The sequence below is a fragment of the Rufibacter roseolus genome, from assembly GCF_017916365.1.
In the GTDB taxonomy this organism is placed as follows: Bacteria; Bacteroidota; Bacteroidia; order Cytophagales; family Hymenobacteraceae; genus Nibribacter; species Nibribacter roseolus.
Map to the genome: position 1 here is coordinate 667,557 of NZ_JAFMSU010000001.1, position 17,269 is coordinate 684,825.

Here is a 17,269-nt window from a genome sequence, read left to right on the forward strand (position 1 = left end):
TCAACACTGGCCAAATCAGTAGCGCTACAATTGCAACGGGTGCTAATCCCTTGCCTGATTTCCTAACACTAAACGCGAATGGGAACATTACTGTAAATAACAATCCGGTAACAGTTGGCACCTATTCAACTACCGTACGCTTTAATGGAAGCACAAACCTTACCGCAGGTGTACAAATTAACATCAATGATGATGTATTTCAAGTCAACAACGAAGCCTTCAAACTAGGAGACAACAACTACAGGTTAACAGAGGCCTCTGCCAACAAAAGAGGTGAAGTTTGGAGAACTACTCCTGTTGACTTGTCTAAATCCTTTGAGATTTCTTTCAAGGCTAACTTGGGAACGGCAGATGGCGGAGCAGATGGTATCGCTTTCGCATTGCAGCGCCATGGTAGCAATCCTTTGTTTGCCTACGGTGCCACAGGAGAAGGTTTGGGCGTAGGACATGGAAGCAGTACCACCAATCCCAGGTCTGGAGGTATTTCCCCATCTGTTGTAGTGGAGTTCGATACTTGGCAGAATACAGAGGTAAACAATGCAGCGATTGAACCAAACTATGACCATTTGGCCATTTTCCTGAGTGGCGAGGAGAGAACCCCTGTGAGGGAGATTGAAGGGAATGCCACCTCTCCATGGACTGTTAAACCTATGAAAGGTACTGCAAGTGCTCCGGTAAACGTGGAGGATGGGGTAGACCACTTAGTGAGAATTATCTGGGATAAGGACACTAAAAAAATGTCAGTGTACTTTGACAATAGTCTACGGACTTCCTATACAGCAGACTTGGTGAAAACCGTTTTTGGGGATGATCCTATTGTATACTTCGGATACTCTGCCAGTACAGGGTCAAGCGTAAACCAGCACATAGTGTCTGAGATTAACTTTACCCCGCTGGATATTGATGGGGACGGGATTGCGAATAGCACAGACATGGACAGCGATAATGATGGTATATCCAACACTGCAGAGTCTGGTGGTGCAGATCCATTCGCAGACCATAACGCAGACGATTTAGCCAACTATAAAGACCCGGTTTACGCTGCTAGTGTAGGTAGCTCCCTGAATAGCAAAGGTGTGGTTGCCAGCATGGACAAGGATGGAGACGGTATCATCAATGTGTTGGACCTTGACTCAGACAATGATGGCCTCCCCGATGCAGTAGAGGCTAATAATGGTAACCTGCCAGACAACATGCAGGCGAACGGCCAGTATCCTGCTTCCTTTGTAACTGGTACTACGGATGTAAACCGCAACGGAATGGTAGATGCGGTGCAGTCTAATGCATTGCCCAACGGAGATAAAGATGGTGATGGAATTCCCAACGCCTTGGACCTTGACTCAGACGGTGATGGAATTGTAGATGCCATTGAGGCAAACAATGGGGTACTGCCTTCCAGCATGACTTCTGTTGGCCAGTACAGTGTCGCCTACATGTTCCAGAATGATCATAACTGGGATGGCATCAGTGATATAGTGGCCAGTACCCCGCTTGCCAATGGAGACTTTGATCAGGATGGTTTAATGAACTTCCTTGACATTGACGCTGACAGCGATGGATTGCCAGATAATTTGGAAGCGCAGGCGAAGGATGGCATGCTCGCTGCCAAAAAAGCAGACCTAAACCAAAACGGAATTGACGATGCGTTTGATGCCAACGCTACTGGGGGTAAAGCCTTGGTTCCAGTTAACTCAGGCGGCATTGAAAGCCCAGACTTCCTGGATCTTGACAGTGACGGAGACAGCTTCCTTGATTTTGTGGAAGCATTTGACAAAAATAAGGACGGTAAGTCTTCAGATGATTTCCTGCAGTTAGCCGCAGATTTCCGGACCAGATCAGGAAACTCCAGCATGTATACGGCAACAAAAGAAGCTAATGGGTATCCGGCCTGGATGGCATACGCCAGTGATAAGAGGCTTAACTTCCTGAGCCCTAAAAGTGCCATTTACTACAGAGATTCAGATGCAGATGGCTTGGTAGACCTAATGGACACCCAGTCTTATGGCGAAGAGCCTACCGGGTCCTCCGTGAACTACGCCTTCCGCAGCTCAGACCTCAACACCCCGTTACCGGTAGAACTAATTAGCTTCAAGGCAACCCCCAAAGGGTCTAACGTAGCCCTAACGTGGGCCACAGCTTCAGAGAAAGACAACGATTACTTCCTGGTAGAGCGGAGTCTGGATGGTAGAACATTTACCAGCGTAGGGAAGGTAGCCGGCAACGGCACCACCAACGTGATGCAGAACTACAATTTTATGACTGCTTCTGCCCCGGCCGGAACTGTTTACTACCGTCTCAAGCAGGTAGATTATAATGGCAAATCGGAGTATTCTAAAGTTATTTCAGTAAAAGCACAAGGGGCTATAGCTAGAGCCTTCCTGGCCGCCTATCCAAACCCCACGTTGGGTAAAGTGGTGTTGGTTTCTGCGGATCTGCCTGCCGGAACTGCCACTGTCACCCTGCTCCATGTCAATGGACGCGTCGTGTTTCAGAAACAGGTGGAGGTAAATGCCGGTGATATTGAACTAGACTTAGCCGGTCAAGCAGCTGGCGTATATTGCATTCAGGTGCAAACCGCTGCGGGCAAAGGAGTGGTGCGCGTGGTGAAGCAGTAAGCAACAGACTATATATTATTAAGAAAGGCCGTCCTGCTGGGGCGGCCTTTTTGTTTACCGGATAAGCTTCGTGATTGTAGTTTCGGGATTATTCAAAAGCAGGAACCTGCCGGATAGAGAAACGGAAATATATCCGCCAGCATTACAGTTCCGCCAGCACATCTCGGTAGCCCCGCCCTATAGGGATGGAGACGCCATTCACCTCTACCTCCTCCATGGTATAAGAGTCTATCTTGTTTTTAGACACAATGAATGAGCGGTGAATCCTTTTGAAAAGATGAGCCGGCAGTAGCGTCTCAATCTCATGCGTGCTCATCTTGGAAAGGTATTCTCCTTTGGTAGTGACCAGCTTGATGTATTCTTTCTGGCTTTCTATGTACAGGATATCACAGAACAGGATTTTCACCTTCTTCTTCTGCACATTCAGGAACAGATAGTCTTTGGCTTCCTGGGGAACGGCGGGAGTGCCCGGTTTATCTTTATGGGCGGTTTTTACTTTATTCACCGCTACCAGGAACCGCTCAAACTCAATAGGCTTCAGGAGATAATCAGTGACGTTCAGGTTGAACCCCTCCACGGCGTACTGGTGGTAGGCCGTGGTGATAATGACCTCCGGCGGATTGGCGAGCGTTTTCAGGAAAGCCATGCCTTTCAGTTTAGGCAGGTGGATGTCCAGGAAGATAAGGTCCACGGCATGGTCGCGCAGGTAATCGGTGGCCAGGATTGCGTCTTTGAAGGTTCCCTGCAGTTCCAGGAACGGCACCTGCGACACGTAATCGGCCAGGATTTTCACGGCCAGGGGCTCATCTTCCACTATGATGCACTTGATGTTAGACATGGCTGGCGAGGTTTATTTTCAAAGTTGCCGTAAACACATAGTCACCGGGTTGCACAGAAAGGCTGTAATCTGTGTAAAGCAGTTCCAGTTGCCGCCTGAGGTTGGAAAGCCCGATGTTCTCTTTCACCGGTCTTTCTTCTGAAGATGCCTCTGTAGAGTTCTTTACGATAAACGCCAGCTGCCGCTTATTCACCGATAGATGGATGTCTACGAAGGGCTGGTTCCTGGTCTCAGACACGCCGTGTTTGAACGCATTCTCCACCAGCGGCATGAGCAGCAAAGGAGGCAGGGCCTGCTTCATGTCTTCCACGTCATAGTTGAAATTGACCCGCAAAGTCTCATCGTAACGCAACTGCTCCAGGGCGAGGTAGTCGCTGATGATCTTCAGTTCCTGTTCTATGGCAACAAAGGAGCCGCCGGCCTCATATAGCATAAACCTCAGGATCTTGGAAAGCCGCAGAATGGACTCCGGAGCCAAATCAGACTTATCGCGGGCCAGGGAATAGATGTTGTTCAGGGTATTGAAGAGAAAGTGCGGGTTGGTCTGCGACTTGAGGTAGTTGAGCTCGGCCTCCTGCTTTTCAATGCGCAGTTGCTGGGCGGCATGCTTCAGTTGAATAAAGTCATAAATGTGCCTGATTACACCGAAGAAGAAGATAGACATCACGCTGAACCCCATCTGCTCCGTGGCCCCTGCTTCTGCCGAGGGAAAGGTCTTCAACGCAGTGTATACCCCCAGCTGGATGCCTATGAACCGCCAGGCATACAAACCCCAGGAGTAAAGCATGATGTGGGCCACAAAGAGAAACAGCGAGCTGAAGATCCTTTTCCAGCTTAGCCGGGCCAGGGTAAACTCAAACAGCACGTAGTTGAGCACCACCACATAACTCACCCGCCAGATGTTATTCAGCGCCCTTTGCCCAAAGGAATCGGGGTTCTTGGCCAGGTCAGAAAACAGCCAGAGTAACAGAAAGACCAGCCCTATGCCCGCATAGAGTGTCACCCGCTTTTTATCCAGTGTTTTCTTCATGCTGCTAATTATGGGATTTATTTCGGTAAATCTGAATCCGTTCTTATGGCTGTCTATAGAAGGTGGTTTGCCGCGCACAGACAACCGGTCAAGGTCAATGGGCTGTGTTCCGAACGCTTCTCCTTATTAAGAAATACGCTCTTTTGTTTTGGGGCTGTTTTCTGCTAATCGGCTTAAAAACGTTGTTTGTTGACCAAAGCGTGCTGTCTGTTGACGGCCGCTTTTGCCTTCAGTTTTATTGTATATCCTTGTGTCATCATCCCCGGGAGCTCTAGCTGATCACCAGGAATCCGTTTCAATATATAAGTTTCTATATGTAAAAACGGAGTCAAACTGCGCAAACTTTTTAGCCCAACTCATTTAGTCTAACCGTTATGCACCTCACAAATCCTCACAGAAAATTTAGGCTCCTATTTTTTACCCTGTTCTTCGCCAATGGGGTGCTCTTTCCGTGTTTCTCCCAGTCTTCAGGTTATGAGGCAGCCAACTGGAATACCTGGTTGCTGGATAGGGAGCAGCAAATAACCGTACTTCCGCCCCCTTCGTCAGCGGCGTTAAAAGCTGAACTGCGCACCGTGAAACAGCGCGTGGCTAAACTAGACGAGGCAAAAATGAAGACGATTAAATACTGGGATGCGGGTGCCCCGGCCTACCGCTGGAACCAGCTGGTGCCCGAGTTAACCGCCCAGAAGTTTGAAGTAGCGTTAAGGATGCCCTCAGCGTGGATGAACATGGCCATCTATGACGCCACGGTGCTGGCCTGGCGCGAGAAAGCCAAACACCAAAGGAAACGTCCCCACCAGGTAGACCCTTCGCTGAAGCCTGCCATCACCGCACCACAAACTTTTTCTTACCCCTGTGAGCACACGGTAACGGCCGCCGCGGCCGCCCACGTGCTGGCCTATTTCTTCCCGGCCAAAGCCGATTCCATTCTACAACTGGGGCGGGTCGCGGCCCAGTCGCGCATAGATGCGGGCGTGCAGTTCCCCAGCGATGTGGAAGCCGGCTGGAAGCTGGGCGAAGAGGTGGCCAAACAGGTTATAGAAAAGGCGAAGCAAGACGGCTCGGCCACGGTTTGGAAGGGCGATGTGAACAAAGACCCTAAGAAATGGACCGGCAAGTACCCGGTGGGCATCAACCTGGTTTCCTATGTGCCCCTGGTGCTGAAGTCGGCTAACCAGTTCAGGCCACCCGCTCCCCCAGACTTCGCCGCCGAGATGAAGGAAATGAAAGAATTCAAGCAGACGTTCAAATCTGCCGCCACCGCCTATTTCTGGGCCAACAGCGGAGACCTCTGGACCGATCTGGCCAGCAAGAAAATGTTTGAGTACCGCCTCCAAGATGACGCCCCGGCAGCAGCCCGCATTTACTGTGTGTTGAGTACTGGCTACCATGACGCAGCCATCGCCATTATGGATGCCAAGTACGCCTACTGGGGCATCAGGCCCAACCAATATGACTCCACCTACAAGCCCCTGATCTCCACGCCGCCCTTCCCCGGTTATCCATCGGGTCATGCGGCAGCGGCCTCCACGTCATGCGAGGTACTGTCATACTTCTTTCCCGCCGATGCGGAACATTTCCGGAAACTGGCCAAAGACTGCGCCGATTCAAGGTTCTACGCCGGCATCCACTTCCGGTCAGACAATGAGGTAGGCCTGGCCATGGGCAGAGAACTGGGCAGATATGTAGTGGAAACTTTGATGCAGAAACAGGAGCCAGTAAGCCTGAAGAGCTGGAAAGGAAAATGAGCTGCCGCAACTCAGTTTGAGGGCAAAAGCCAGAAAATGGCCTTAAAACGAAAAAGCACTTACCAGGCAAACCTGATAAGTGCTTTTTACTTAAGTGGGACGTGCTGGATTCGAACCAGCGACCCTCTGCTTGTAAGGCAGATGCTCTGAACCAGCTGAGCTAACATCCCAAACTTGTGGTGTTGAAGACCGCGTGTCTTCAAGGGTAATCTCTCCATAAAAAAACCTCTCTAGAAGGAGAGGTTTTCCTTAGTGGGACGTGCTGGATTCGAACCAGCGACCCTCTGCTTGTAAGGCAGATGCTCTGAACCAGCTGAGCTAACATCCCTTATCGGTAGAAGACCTGTTGTCTCCGTTTGATGATGCAAATATGGCAGGTAGAATTTTAATCACCAAATGCTGGCTCAAAAAAGTAGATAAAAATTTATGCGACAGGTGGCGATGCCTTTCTGAAATGAAGGTTAAAACATTCATTTGCAAGAAGCTACTAACGCTTGCAGGAGAATGATAAGAGGGTGAAAATTTCTTTCCATATCTCCGGCGGTAGGGTAAAGGCTGGAAAAATCTGGCTGGCCTGAGAGCTTGTTTAGCCAAGTTCTCAGGCCAGCAGCAAGCCATTGCCTACGTTCAGAGGGATAATTTTACCTTTGGGCCGAAAAGAGGAGTGAACCGTTTTTGTCGTATTTTCCCGAAAATAAGCTGAAAACGAACGCACCTGCCTTCATGAAAAAGTATTTCCGTCCGTGGCTCTCCTTGGTATTCCTGGTCTTTTCCGCCTGCCAGAGCAATACCAGTACCACCAGCTCCCAAACCGCATCGGCAAACGCCAAAGTCTATTACCCAGGGAAAGGCGATGCTTGGGAAAAGCGTACCCCTGAGCAGGTAGGCATGGACCCCGAGCTGCTGTCTCAGGCGGTGCTGTACGCCCAGACGCAGGAAACCAAGTGGCCGCGTGATTTCTCCAACCAGGAAGAAGTCTTCGGGAAGCTGCTGGGGCCAATCCCCTCAAGCCGGGCGGGCACCAACGGCATCATCCTGCGGCACGGCTACATTGTGGCCGAGTGGGGTGATACCAAAAGCGTGGACCCAACCTACAGCATCGCGAAGAGTTTTCTGTCTACCATCCTGGGCATCACCTTGGACAAGGGCATGATCAAGGACATCCACGATCCGGTGGGCCAATACATCAAAGACGGCGGCTACGACTCTGAGCACAACCGCAAGATTACCTGGCAGCACCACGCCCAGCAGACGAGCGAGTGGGAGGGAGAGCTCTTCGGGAAGACGCACACCTTTGTGGGCAAAGAGGAATTTGGCAGCGGCGAGCGCAAACCGCGGGAGTTGAAAGAGCCCGGCACTTTCTATGAGTACAACGACGTGCGCATAAACCGTTTTTCTCTGTCTTTGCTACGGCTTTGGAAAAAGCCCCTGCCCCAGGTGCTCAAAGAGAAAGTCATGGACCCAATTGGCGCCTCGGAGACGTGGCAGTACCTGCCGTACCGGAACTCTGTGGTGGACGTGGACGGCAAACAGTTGCCCAGCGTGAGCGGCGGTACCCGCTGGGGCGGCGGTCTCTGGATCAACACCCGCGACGAGGCCCGCTTTGGCTACCTGTTCCTGCGGCAGGGCAAATGGAAAAACAAGCAGATCGTATCCAAAGAATGGGTGAAGGAAGCCACCACCCCTGGTCCGCACGGGCCAGATTACGGTTACCTCTGGTGGCTGAACACTCAGAAAAAGCAGTGGCCCAACGCGCCGGCCACCAGTTTTGCGGCCTTGGGGGCGGGTTCCAACACCATCTGGGTAGACCCGGAGCATGACCTGGTGGTGGTCTGGCGCTGGCACGGCACCAACGGCGATGAGCTTTTCAAGCGCATCATAGCCGCGGTAAAGCAGTAGAAAAGAGAGAGTATTGGGTTGGCGTTTAAGGGCTGTTTTAGAGAAAACCGCCCTTAAACGCCAACTCGTTTTTAGCCTTGTCGTTTGTGTTATTCTACACCAACGCAAAAAAACTATGGCTGAACAACCCACCACGCTTCTCAAGGAGTACTCAGATCAGGAAAAAGGCGCTTATCTGGGCGCGCTGGCCACCATTGCCTCGGCCGACGGACATGTGTCAGAAGAAGAGCTAACCTTTTTGCAACTGCTGGGCGAAGCCGCGGAGTTGCCCGAGAACCTGCAGCAGGAGGTAGTCTCTATCGCCAAGAACCCCTCGCAGATAAGCCTGCAGCGCTGCCTGGATGTACTCAAAGGCAGTCCGCTGCGCTTTTCCTTCATCACCGATATCATCAGCTTCGCGAAATCTGACGGCCAATACACCGCCGATGAGCAGCAGCGCATTGCCGAGATAGGCAAATACCTGGGCATTGACCAGAAGCAGTTCAGTATCCTGGACCAGTTTGTGGACAAGGCCAACCAGGCGCAACAGCAAGGCGAAGACCCTACCTCGCAATCTTTCATGAGCAAGAGCGGCTTCGGTGATATGTTCAAGAACTCGGGCATCTCCCCAGGCATGGTGACCGGTATGCTGGGTATCCTGGCGCCCATGGTCATCAGCGGTATGATGAACCGCCGCCGCGGCGGCTATGGTGGCGGCATGATGGGAGGCGGTATGATGGGAGGCGGTATGGGAGGTTTGCTAGGTGGTCTGCTAGGCGGCGGAATGATGAGCGGCGGCATGTACGGCGGTGGCCGGATGGGCGGCCTGGGCTCCATGGCCTCTATCTTGGGTGGCCTGGGCGGCCGAAGAGGTTACGGCAGCGGCATGGGCAGTGGCGGCTTAGGCGGTCTGCTGGGTGGTATCCTGGGCGGAGGCCGCAGAGGCACCGGCTGGTAAGCTGATTTCCAGATAAAAGCAGAACCCCTGTTTCAGTGCCAATTTTTGGAAATCGGTACTGAAACAGGGGTTTTTATTTTGCCATTGGTGGTGATAATAACAAAGTCGTGAAGCAAAGTGGCAATGCGTACGACGTTACAGTGTAACGTCGCTACAGGATTAAAATGTATCCTCGTTACACGGTAACGAGGTGATGCTACAGGGGAAACTAGCCCTGCTACTCCTTAGCCAGCCATTGTTGGTGTTATCACCAACAACCAAGACCCAGGCGCAAGGGCAACCACAAGGGATTGCCCCTACATTAAATCATCCTCACATCTTCAAATTTCCCAATCTTCACATCTTCAAATTTCCCAATCTTCACATCTCCAAATCTCCTACGCTTCCTGTTTCATGTAAACCGTTTGCGTTGGGAAGGCGAACTCCGCGCCGTGTTTTTCCACGATCTCCACAATCTGGTAGTTGATTTCCTCTTTCACGTCAATGTACTGGTCATAGTCCAGGGTGTCAATGAAGTAGAGCACCATGATGTCTTTGGAGTGCGGACCCAGGTTGAAGAAGCGCACGCGGCCATCTTGGTTTGTGCGCGGATAGGCGTCTATGAGGTGCTGGATATCCGCCACGATGGCTTTCAGTTGCTCTGAGGTGGTGCTGTAGGTAAGCGTGAGGTCAAATTTCACCCGCCGGAAGGTGCGCAGCGTGAGGTTGTCCAGAGGCTTGTCAATCATGCTTTTGTTGGGCAGCGTCACGTAGCTTTTCTCCAGCGTCCGGATGCGGGTACTTCTAAAGCCTATTTTCTCAATGGTGCCGGTAATCTCGCCCACCTGCACCAGATCGCCTACCACAAAGGGGTGATCCAGGAAAATGGTAAAGGAGGCCAGCAGGTTCTCAAGGCTTTCCTTGGCGGCAAACGCGATGGCCAGACCACCCACTCCCAGACCGGCCACCAAACCCGCCACGTTCACCTTGAACACCGTACCCAGGATCACGAAGAACCCGATAATCACGATGATTACCTTGGAGAAATCCACGAAGAACGGCACCAGTTGGTCATCCAGCTTTGAGAGTGTACGGGCTGCACGTTTAGAGAACATCATCCCGATGAAATCCACCAGCCGCAGGATCACCCACGTAAGCGAACAGATAAGAAAAATGCTGTAAATGCGTCGTAGAATACGCTTGAGGCCCAGTTCCTCCTTGCCCGGTAAACCCAGTTCCGGCGGATAGTTGAGACGGTCAAAGGCAATGTAAAGGAAAACCAGGAACGTGAGCACCTCCAGCGGGGTCACCAGCAGGCGCTTGAACTCTTCTTTGGTCACATCCTGGTTGATGCGCTTGATGATGCCCCGGAAGAGAATGGTGGAAAGCAGCCGCGAGACTACGGTTTTGAACAGGAAGCCAGACAGCATAATGCCCACAAAAATGAGGTACTGCTGTACGGTGTTGCCCAGGAAAACGAACCTAAGGATATCTGAAACTTGCTCTTGCATCTATAAAAGTTAAAGCGGCTTGCAACCAAAACACGGGCGCAAGGGTCATCTTGTAAATGAACCAGCAAATCTATGAAACGAAAAATCTTATTCCAGATTTTTGCCCTGGGCCTGTTTCTCAACGCAGTGGCCTGCCAGATTCCGTCTGAGACCACGGAAGAGAGTGGTGGTATCTCCACGGGGCAATGGTTAGTTTACAGCGAGCTGCAGTGCAACAATAACCCCTGGGGCTACTGCAACAACAACCCAGACGTAAAAGTCTGCGTGAAAAAGTACGTACAAGACCAAGGATTCACGGTGCTGGAGGTAGACATGACGCCGGCTCCCGCCGATCTGATCACCTGCGCTGCCTGTTCTTGCCCCACTGGCCGCACCTTCAAAGTAAGGGTGGCGGAGCAGGACGTAGCCAAACTACTGGCCGCCGGCTTCAAGAAACAGTAAGAAAGAAAGCTTGGGCATAATCCTCGTCTGCCAAGAATATCTAGATATTAAGCAAAAGCCAAACACCCCAGCCGCTTTTAACCCGATTTTATTAAATCAAGGACAAAACGGCTGGGGTGTTCCTTTATGATTCTAAGCCAGGCAGCAGATGCACTGGCTAGCCTGTTCAGGTCTTTACAGCAACTGGCTCAAAGCGATCTCAAAGCAAGTCTTCGCGATCTCGGTTTTCTTAGGATTGCGTTCATTGGCTTTCTCCAGCGCCTGTCTGATGGTGCGAGAAATATCGGTGAAGATGGCTTCATCGGTGATTTCCACGTCCTGCTCCATGAGGTAGGCAAAGACGCGCGCCATGCCGCAGTTGGCTACGAAGTCTGGGATGACGGACACCTGCTGGTCAGCGAACTCGCCCGTAGCCCCGAAGAAAATTTCCGGGTCCTTGAATGGTACGTTGGCCCCGCTGGAAATCACCTCCAAGCCGTGCTGCTTCATGCGTTCTATCTGCTCAGTAGACACCAGCCTGGAGGCCGCCGCCGGGATGAAGATCTCGGCCTCCAGATCCCAGATGCGGTTATTTACCTCCTCAAAAGGGATGAGGTTCTCCGCCGTCAAAGTGTTGCCCACCCGGTTCTGGAACAGAGCATTGACCTCGTCAAACGAGAAGCCATCTTCCTTCATGAGGCCGCCCACGCGGTCAATGATGCCCACGATTTTTACGCCTTCCGCCGCCAGATAGTAAGCGGCTGCCGCGCCCACGTTCCCCCAGCCCTGGATAATGGCGCGCTTGCCTTGCAGCTCGCCGCCCCACAGTTCATAGTAATGCGCTACCGCTTTAGCCACGCCGTACCCGGTGATCATGTCGGCTACGGTGTATTTGCGGGAAAGGGAAGGGGAGTAGTGCGCATCTTCCAGCACCTTGCTTACCCCTTGCCGTAACTGACCAAGCTTGTTTATCTTCTGCGGCTCGGTGGCCTTGAAGTGACCGTTCACAATGCCTTCCTGCGGATGCCACAAGCCGTATTCCTCGGTGATGGGAATTACTTCATGAATCTCGTCTACGTTCAGGTCACCGCCGGTGCCGTAGTAGTTCTTGAGCAGTGGGTACACCGCCCGGTACCAACGCTCCAGCACACCCTGCTTTCTGGGATCGGCCGGGTCAAAGTTGATCCCTGATTTAGCGCCGCCAATAGCGGGTCCCGATACCGTGAACTTCACTTCCATGGTTTTGGCCAGAGATTCCACCTCGCGTTTGTCCAGCCCTTTGCGCATGCGCGTCCCTCCGCCGGCTGCCCCGCCTCTTAAGGAGTTGATGACCACCCAGCCCTCGGCCTCAGTCTCGGCATCTTTCCACTCAAAAACGATTTCAGGGCGCTTGTTCTCAAATTTGGCGAGGAGGTCTTTCATAATGGTTAGGGGTTGCGTTCTCCCGCAAAGGTACAGGATAACGCTTGTTAGCCTAATGGGAATTTTAAGTTTTGCTGATGCTATATAAGGGTACCCTGTTGCTTTGGGCTTTCGTAGTCCGCTTTCGCTGGCGTGGCTCTGCAGTTTGCGTTAGCTCATAAGCTTTATTGTTTCATCGCAAGGCTCCGTGCGCTCACGGCCGCGAGGCCCCGCCTTCCGGCCTCGCGCTGCGCCAGCTTCCTTTGCTCCTTTCAGTCGCAATGCCTTCGGCACCGGAACCTGACAAGGCGCTCCACCGAAAGGCTGGAATTGGGAATGTCCTAGGAGGAACGCCCCAGACCTCACAGGTTTTGAAAACCTGCGAGCGTCTTCTACATATGACATGGTTCAAGTCTGTGACTTGGACCCAAAATGACCGGCAGTTTGCAACTTCCGTGAGGCGAGAGCCTCGGAATCACGTTTTGCACCTATTTTTCCTAAAACGGCCCCGAAACGTCAGTTCCAGTAGATGGCGCCGCCGCAGTTGTCGTGGCGGGCGCCGGTGACGCTGCGGAGGCAGTTGGGTTCCTGGCGCCAGCGCAATACGCCCAGGAACGCGAAGATGAGGGCCTCTTTGAAGTTGACCAGCTCGGGCTCAGGCACCACTACCTCAAAGTTGGGACCCAGGTAATACCTGATCTGCTCCACCAGGAAAGAATTGAAGGCGCCTCCGCCAGTAAGCAGCAGTTTGCCCCGGCCTTGAGGCGTGTAGCGCCGCACCGATTGGGCTATTTGCCAGGCAATGTGGTGACAAGCGGTGTGTAATTTGTCCTGCACCGAGGCGTTAGAGTCCTGCAGTGTTTTAAGGCTGTGGGAATCGGCCCACTCTTTCCCTATTGATTTGGGAAAAGGAGCCGTGAAATAGGCGGGCTCGTTGAGTTGATCGAAGAGGGCTTGGTCAAACTGGCCGGTGCGGGCGAGGTCGCCGTTTTTATCATAGGGTTGGCCCAGTTGCTCGGCTAAAGGGTTCAGGAGCATGTTGCAGCAGGAGATATCGAAAGCCACGCGGTGATTTGGGCCTTCCTGCGAGATGTTGGAGATGCCACCCAGGTTCAGGCAGAAGTCATACTCAGAGAACAGGAGTCGGTCCCCGATGGGTACGAGCGGGGCGCCTTGTCCGCCCAGGGCAATGTCCAGGGTTCTGAAGTCGCAGACCACGGGCAAACCGGCCTCGGCTGCCAGGTAGGCGCCGCTGCCTACTTGAAAGGTAATGTGCAGTTGGGGTTGGTGGAAAACCGTGTGGCCGTGCGAGGCGATGAAGTCAACCGCCAAATTATTTTTCGTGACAAAGTCTTTGGTGAGCTCGCCCAGATAGTGCCCGTAGGCCCGATCTGTGGCGATTATTTCAGCCGCCGAAACCTCTGTGAGGCCCGCTAGGCGCTGTTCCCAAATATTTGAATATGGAACTGTTTCAGTATTAAGTATTTTATATATCCAATTGTCATCATTATACGTAAATCTGCAATAAGCCAAGTCAACTCCGTCTAACGAAGTGCCCGACATAATACCTATAACATGGTAAGTCGCCATGCGTTAAAGTAACGTAATGTTCAGGTATGAAGCAAAACGGGTTGCAGGGCGGGTTTAAAGGCGCGGAGACGCGTCTATTGTAGTATTGATTTTTGTGTGTCCTTATGAAAAGTTTATTATCCAGAGTGGAATCTAAGAAGATTGATAAGGCTGCCTCAATGCTGAAGGTATTGGCGCACCCAAAAAGGTTGGCCATCGTGGATCTTCTGGGTAAGGAAGACAAGATGACTGTGACGGAGATCTACCAATACCTGGATTTGCCGCAAGCCATTGCCTCACAGCACTTGATCACGCTGAAAGACAAGGGGGTGCTCTCGTCTTTCAAGGTTGGCACCAAGATCTATTATTCTCTCTCCATCCCTAAGCTGATTGATGTGATTGACTGCCTGGAGGAGTGTTGCGGCGACCTGTAACATTCCCTTCTGCTAGTTTCCCCCGTCAAGTAAGTATTCCCGGAACCGTTTCCAGCCTGTTTTCAAGAAAGTAGGCCAGAAACGGTTTTAATTTTTTAGGCTTATCCCCTACTCCTTGTATTTGAGCACCAGCACGGCCGGCAATGGCCGCTGTCCTTCTTTGTCTGAAGGCTTGATGGTGTCTTTTCCTTTCACGTACAGCGCACTGGAGCCGCCGCCGTCAAGGTTCACGGCCTCACGGCAGCCCAGGCTCACCATCAGTTGTGCCAACTGGTCTAAACTTGCCCCCTCGGCAATGCCTTTGTTGCGGCCTTCAACCATCAAGATAATCAGTTTCTGGTCTGGGGTATAGCCCATCACCGTCCGCGGATTGGGCCCGATGAAACTGGCGCCGCCGCGCATCTCTTCCTGAGCGGTGACATGTACTTTGCCATCCTGCACCAGCACCGGCCCGCCACCTACGGCGGTTTGCGGTTTCCAGCGTTTCATGTGCCTGGCGGTGCGCCTGGAAGGTGCCGGCGCCGGCTGTCCATTGGTTCCGGCAGCATAAGGTGCCGCTAATTCCATGGTTTTCTTCTTCTTGCCCACATTGTATGCCCAGGCCACATCGGCGGTGCGGTTCCGGAAAAACCCGATGACGCCCGTAGTGGGGTGATAGGTGAGCGTATCCGGGCCGTTGGGGTTCTTGCGCCTAACCGGCGCCTGCGGGGCCAGGACCTTGCCGTTGTTGATGACCAGGTTCAGGTTGCTGTTGTCTGCGAAGGAGAAGAAGGTGGTGTTCACTACTGCCAGCACGTTGCCGGTTTCCTGCTCATAGTACTGCTTGGGCGTAAAGCGCTGGCCGTTGCCAACCCTGGCCACGATCTCTAGTTTGGGGTCTTTGAGGTCTGCCTCCAAATAATAGGCTCTAAACGGTTTGCCGTCCAGAGAATCTGAGGTGGTGAATACTTTCACCGAGGTAGGAAGTCCCGTTTGATGTTCAAGGGAAGGAAACCATTTCACTTGCGCAAAACCCGGAAAAGACAAGTAGACCGAGAGTAGGAGGGGGAGCAGCTTTTTCATCGCGCCAAGATAAAGTCTAGCTTGTCAGATTCTCTGTTTCTGCCTTCATTTTCTGAAAAGCGGCTCAAAATGGGTGTGGTGGTTTCCCTTTGAGAGTAGCAGGCGCCGTTTGGGTTGTTGGTGATAACACCAACAATGGCGAGTGAAAGCGGCTTGAAACAGAGACCCACCCCTACCCCTCCAAGGAGGGGAATTCTCTCCGATGCACTAGGACGCATTTGAACAGCAATAGAGGCGGTAGAAAAACAGGTCAAAAATGTTAAGGCAATCCCTTGTGGTTGCCCTAACACCGGGGCAAACGCTAAAGGGCAACCATAAGGGATTGCCCCTACAATGGCCTGCAGCAGAAACATCGTTCAGGGTATCCGCAAAAAGAAAATCGGGACGCTCTTTGGAGGAACGTCCCGATTGGTATGGTCAATAATGAAATTCTAGTTAAGAGTGGCTCTCGGCGGATTGTTTCTCCAGGTCGAAGAGGTCGGTGAGCACGTCAATGAGGGTTTCGGCCTCGCCGCGTTTGCAGGCGGCTTTGAGTTGCAGTACCGGCAGCTTGATGATCTTCTGCATCATGGACTTGGTTACGTCATCCATGTGCTTGGCTTCCTGCGGAGAGAGTTTCTTCATGTACCGCGCCATCTCTTCCTGGCGGATGGTCTCCAGCGCGTTCTTCAGCTTCTGGATGGTAGGCGACACGTTCATCTCCTTGCTCCAGTCCTCAAACCCGGCGATGGATTCCTTGATGATCTGCTTTACCTGCGGCACGGCATCCAGGCGGCGTTGCAGGGCTTCAGAGGCTTTGTTCTGGATGGTGTCAATGTTGTACACCAGCACCCCTGGGATCTGCTCTATCTGCGGCTCAACGCTGCGGGGCACGCTCAGGTCAATGAAGAACTTGTACGTAAGCACGTTCAGGCGGCTCACCATTTCCTTGGTGAAGAAAGGCTCATCGCGGGCTACGGAGGAGATGATGACATCGGCCTCTTTCATGGCTTCCACCAGGTTCTCAAAAGGAACTACTTCTAGGCCGCACTCCTCGGCCAGGATCTCGGCCTTGGCTTTGGTGCGGTTAGAGATCTTCACGTTCTGGAAATCTGAATCAGAGAGGTGGCGGCACACATCGGCGCCAATCTCGCCTAAGCCTACCACCAGCACTTTAGGGTTGGCGATATCGGCGGTAAGGCTTTCTACCAACTCAAGGGCCGCGTAAGAGGTAGAGGCGGCGCCGTCTCTAAACGAGGTCTCCTGTACTACGCGCTTGTTGGTGAAGAAAATGGTGTGCAGCAGGCGGTGCAGGAATGGTCCGGCGGCCTCGTTGTCTACACTCCACTGGTAAGCTTGTTTTACCTGGTTAGAGATCTGCATGTCACCCACCACCTGCGCGTCCAGGCCCATGGCCACGTTGAACAGGTGCTGAACGGCATCTGCATGCTCGTTCACGATGGTGAAGTAATCCAGGTACTGGGAAATATTGGAAATGCCTTTGCTGATGCCCAGCAGCTTCACGATCTCGTGGCTGTAGTCATCATCAGAGGTGTAATAAACCTCGGTGCGGTTGCACGTGGAAAGAACTAATATGTCAGTTGCCTGAATGAAATTTTTGAGCGTTTGCAGGAACTGTCGGCACGACCCCTCATCCAAGGCGATAAGCTCTCTTATGTCTAAGGGAGCTTTTTTATAAGAAAGACTGACGGCTCTAAAGTTGTGAAGCATACGGCAGTTTGAAATAGCATGCAAAATTACAGCACATACTTTTAATAATGAATTACTTTTGTATCTTTCTTTTATTTATACTCATTACAAATTGCTGATAACAGACGCTCGGG

Annotated in this window: 14 protein-coding genes and 2 tRNA genes; 6 read left to right on the plus strand and 10 right to left on the minus strand. The window is 52.2% G+C overall.

The window, feature by feature from the left end:
- The first annotated feature begins 50 nt into the window (after positions 1 to 50).
- Positions 51 to 2,615 carry a lectin-like domain-containing protein gene (locus J3P35_RS02810; RefSeq protein ID WP_246849917.1) on the plus strand — a complete coding sequence of 855 codons (2,565 nt, stop codon included), beginning with the start codon at positions 51 to 53 and terminating at the stop codon, positions 2,613 to 2,615.
- A gap of 142 nt (positions 2,616 to 2,757) precedes the next feature.
- Here the strand turns inward: J3P35_RS02810 and J3P35_RS02815 are convergent, their stop codons facing one another.
- Together J3P35_RS02815 and J3P35_RS02820 are read right to left on the minus strand one after the other, a co-directional pair.
- Positions 2,758 to 3,453, minus strand: coding sequence for a LytR/AlgR family response regulator transcription factor (locus J3P35_RS02815; RefSeq protein ID WP_210462833.1), 696 nt, complete (start codon positions 3,451 to 3,453; stop codon positions 2,758 to 2,760).
- Positions 3,446 to 4,483 carry a sensor histidine kinase gene (locus tag J3P35_RS02820; RefSeq protein WP_210462835.1) on the minus strand — a complete coding sequence of 346 codons (1,038 nt, stop codon included), beginning with the start codon at positions 4,481 to 4,483 and terminating at the stop codon, positions 3,446 to 3,448. The genes J3P35_RS02815 and J3P35_RS02820 overlap by 8 nt, the downstream gene beginning before the upstream one ends.
- Positions 4,484 to 5,094: 611 nt before the next feature.
- On the opposite strand from J3P35_RS02820, the gene J3P35_RS02825 reads away from it, so the two are divergent.
- Complete coding sequence (locus tag J3P35_RS02825) at positions 5,095 to 6,234, plus strand: phosphatase PAP2 family protein (RefSeq protein WP_210462837.1); 1,140 nt, start codon at positions 5,095 to 5,097, stop codon at positions 6,232 to 6,234.
- 95 nt (positions 6,235 to 6,329) lie between these two features.
- On the opposite strand, the gene J3P35_RS02830 is transcribed toward J3P35_RS02825, so the two are convergent.
- Positions 6,330 to 6,404, minus strand: a tRNA-Val gene (locus J3P35_RS02830).
- Between the two features lie 83 nt (positions 6,405 to 6,487).
- Positions 6,488 to 6,562, minus strand: a tRNA-Val gene (locus J3P35_RS02835).
- 395 nt (positions 6,563 to 6,957) lie between these two features.
- Here J3P35_RS02835 and J3P35_RS02840 point away from each other — a divergent pair.
- Positions 6,958 to 8,133 carry a serine hydrolase domain-containing protein gene (locus J3P35_RS02840; RefSeq protein ID WP_210462839.1) on the plus strand — a complete coding sequence of 392 codons (1,176 nt, stop codon included), beginning with the start codon at positions 6,958 to 6,960 and terminating at the stop codon, positions 8,131 to 8,133.
- A 115-nt stretch (positions 8,134 to 8,248) separates the two neighbouring features.
- Positions 8,249 to 9,070: a tellurite resistance TerB family protein gene (locus tag J3P35_RS02845; protein WP_210462841.1), complete on the plus strand. Its 822-nt coding sequence runs from the start codon at positions 8,249 to 8,251 to the stop codon at positions 9,068 to 9,070.
- 377 nt (positions 9,071 to 9,447) lie between these two features.
- On the opposite strand, the gene J3P35_RS02850 is transcribed toward J3P35_RS02845, so the two are convergent.
- Positions 9,448 to 10,560 carry a mechanosensitive ion channel family protein gene (locus tag J3P35_RS02850; RefSeq protein WP_210462844.1) on the minus strand — a complete coding sequence of 371 codons (1,113 nt, stop codon included), beginning with the start codon at positions 10,558 to 10,560 and terminating at the stop codon, positions 9,448 to 9,450.
- Positions 10,561 to 10,632: 72 nt separating this feature from the next.
- Between J3P35_RS02850 and J3P35_RS02855 the strand changes: the two genes are divergently transcribed.
- Positions 10,633 to 11,001: a hypothetical protein gene (locus J3P35_RS02855; RefSeq protein ID WP_210462846.1), complete on the plus strand. Its 369-nt coding sequence runs from the start codon at positions 10,633 to 10,635 to the stop codon at positions 10,999 to 11,001.
- 174 nt (positions 11,002 to 11,175) lie between these two features.
- On the opposite strand, the gene J3P35_RS02860 is transcribed toward J3P35_RS02855, so the two are convergent.
- Positions 11,176 to 12,402, minus strand: a complete 1,227-nt coding sequence (locus J3P35_RS02860) for a Glu/Leu/Phe/Val dehydrogenase dimerization domain-containing protein (protein ID WP_210462847.1) — start codon at positions 12,400 to 12,402, stop codon at positions 11,176 to 11,178.
- A gap of 495 nt (positions 12,403 to 12,897) precedes the next feature.
- Complete coding sequence (locus tag J3P35_RS02865; RefSeq protein WP_210462849.1) at positions 12,898 to 13,971, minus strand: anhydro-N-acetylmuramic acid kinase; 1,074 nt, start codon at positions 13,969 to 13,971, stop codon at positions 12,898 to 12,900.
- Between the two features lie 104 nt (positions 13,972 to 14,075).
- Here J3P35_RS02865 and J3P35_RS02870 point away from each other — a divergent pair, with 104 nt between their 5' ends.
- Positions 14,076 to 14,384 carry an ArsR/SmtB family transcription factor gene (locus J3P35_RS02870; RefSeq protein WP_066830613.1) on the plus strand — a complete coding sequence of 103 codons (309 nt, stop codon included), beginning with the start codon at positions 14,076 to 14,078 and terminating at the stop codon, positions 14,382 to 14,384.
- 108 nt (positions 14,385 to 14,492) lie between these two features.
- On the opposite strand, the gene J3P35_RS02875 is transcribed toward J3P35_RS02870, so the two are convergent.
- The 3 genes from J3P35_RS02875 to hemA all read right to left on the minus strand — a co-directional run bounded on the left by J3P35_RS02875 (position 14,493) and on the right by hemA (position 17,156).
- Positions 14,493 to 15,446, minus strand: a complete 954-nt coding sequence (locus J3P35_RS02875) for a phosphodiester glycosidase family protein (protein WP_210462852.1) — start codon at positions 15,444 to 15,446, stop codon at positions 14,493 to 14,495.
- The gene (locus J3P35_RS02880) at positions 15,443 to 15,799 is read right to left on the minus strand and encodes a hypothetical protein (RefSeq protein ID WP_210462855.1); all 357 of its coding nucleotides are present in this window, start codon (positions 15,797 to 15,799) and stop codon (positions 15,443 to 15,445) included. Before J3P35_RS02880 ends, J3P35_RS02875 begins: the two co-directional genes overlap by 4 nt.
- Before the next feature lie 82 nt (positions 15,800 to 15,881).
- Positions 15,882 to 17,156: a glutamyl-tRNA reductase gene (gene hemA, locus J3P35_RS02885; RefSeq protein WP_210462857.1), complete on the minus strand. Its 1,275-nt coding sequence runs from the start codon at positions 17,154 to 17,156 to the stop codon at positions 15,882 to 15,884.
- Between the last annotated feature and the right edge of the window lie 113 nt (positions 17,157 to 17,269).

Bases quoted from the DNA above. Each gene is read 5' to 3' on its own strand.
- J3P35_RS02825 (WP_210462837.1), top strand. From the start codon at position 5,095: ATGAAGACGATTAAATACTGGGATGCGGGTGCCCCGGCCTACCGCTGG.
- J3P35_RS02840 (WP_210462839.1), top strand. From the start codon at position 6,958: ATGAAAAAGTATTTCCGTCCGTGGCTCTCCTTGGTATTCCTGGTCTTT.
- J3P35_RS02880 (WP_210462855.1), bottom strand. From the start codon at position 15,799: ATGTTTCTGCTGCAGGCCATTGTAGGGGCAATCCCTTATGGTTGCCCT.
- hemA (WP_210462857.1), bottom strand. From the start codon at position 17,156: ATGCTTCACAACTTTAGAGCCGTCAGTCTTTCTTATAAAAAAGCTCCC.
- J3P35_RS02865 (WP_210462849.1), bottom strand. From the start codon at position 13,971: ATGGCGACTTACCATGTTATAGGTATTATGTCGGGCACTTCGTTAGAC.
- J3P35_RS02875 (WP_210462852.1), bottom strand. From the start codon at position 15,446: ATGAAAAAGCTGCTCCCCCTCCTACTCTCGGTCTACTTGTCTTTTCCG.
- J3P35_RS02870 (WP_066830613.1), top strand. From the start codon at position 14,076: ATGAAAAGTTTATTATCCAGAGTGGAATCTAAGAAGATTGATAAGGCT.
- J3P35_RS02815 (WP_210462833.1), bottom strand. From the start codon at position 3,453: ATGTCTAACATCAAGTGCATCATAGTGGAAGATGAGCCCCTGGCCGTG.
- J3P35_RS02850 (WP_210462844.1), bottom strand. From the start codon at position 10,560: ATGCAAGAGCAAGTTTCAGATATCCTTAGGTTCGTTTTCCTGGGCAAC.
- J3P35_RS02820 (WP_210462835.1), bottom strand. From the start codon at position 4,483: ATGAAGAAAACACTGGATAAAAAGCGGGTGACACTCTATGCGGGCATA.
- J3P35_RS02845 (WP_210462841.1), top strand. From the start codon at position 8,249: ATGGCTGAACAACCCACCACGCTTCTCAAGGAGTACTCAGATCAGGAA.
- J3P35_RS02855 (WP_210462846.1), top strand. From the start codon at position 10,633: ATGAAACGAAAAATCTTATTCCAGATTTTTGCCCTGGGCCTGTTTCTC.
- J3P35_RS02860 (WP_210462847.1), bottom strand. From the start codon at position 12,402: ATGAAAGACCTCCTCGCCAAATTTGAGAACAAGCGCCCTGAAATCGTT.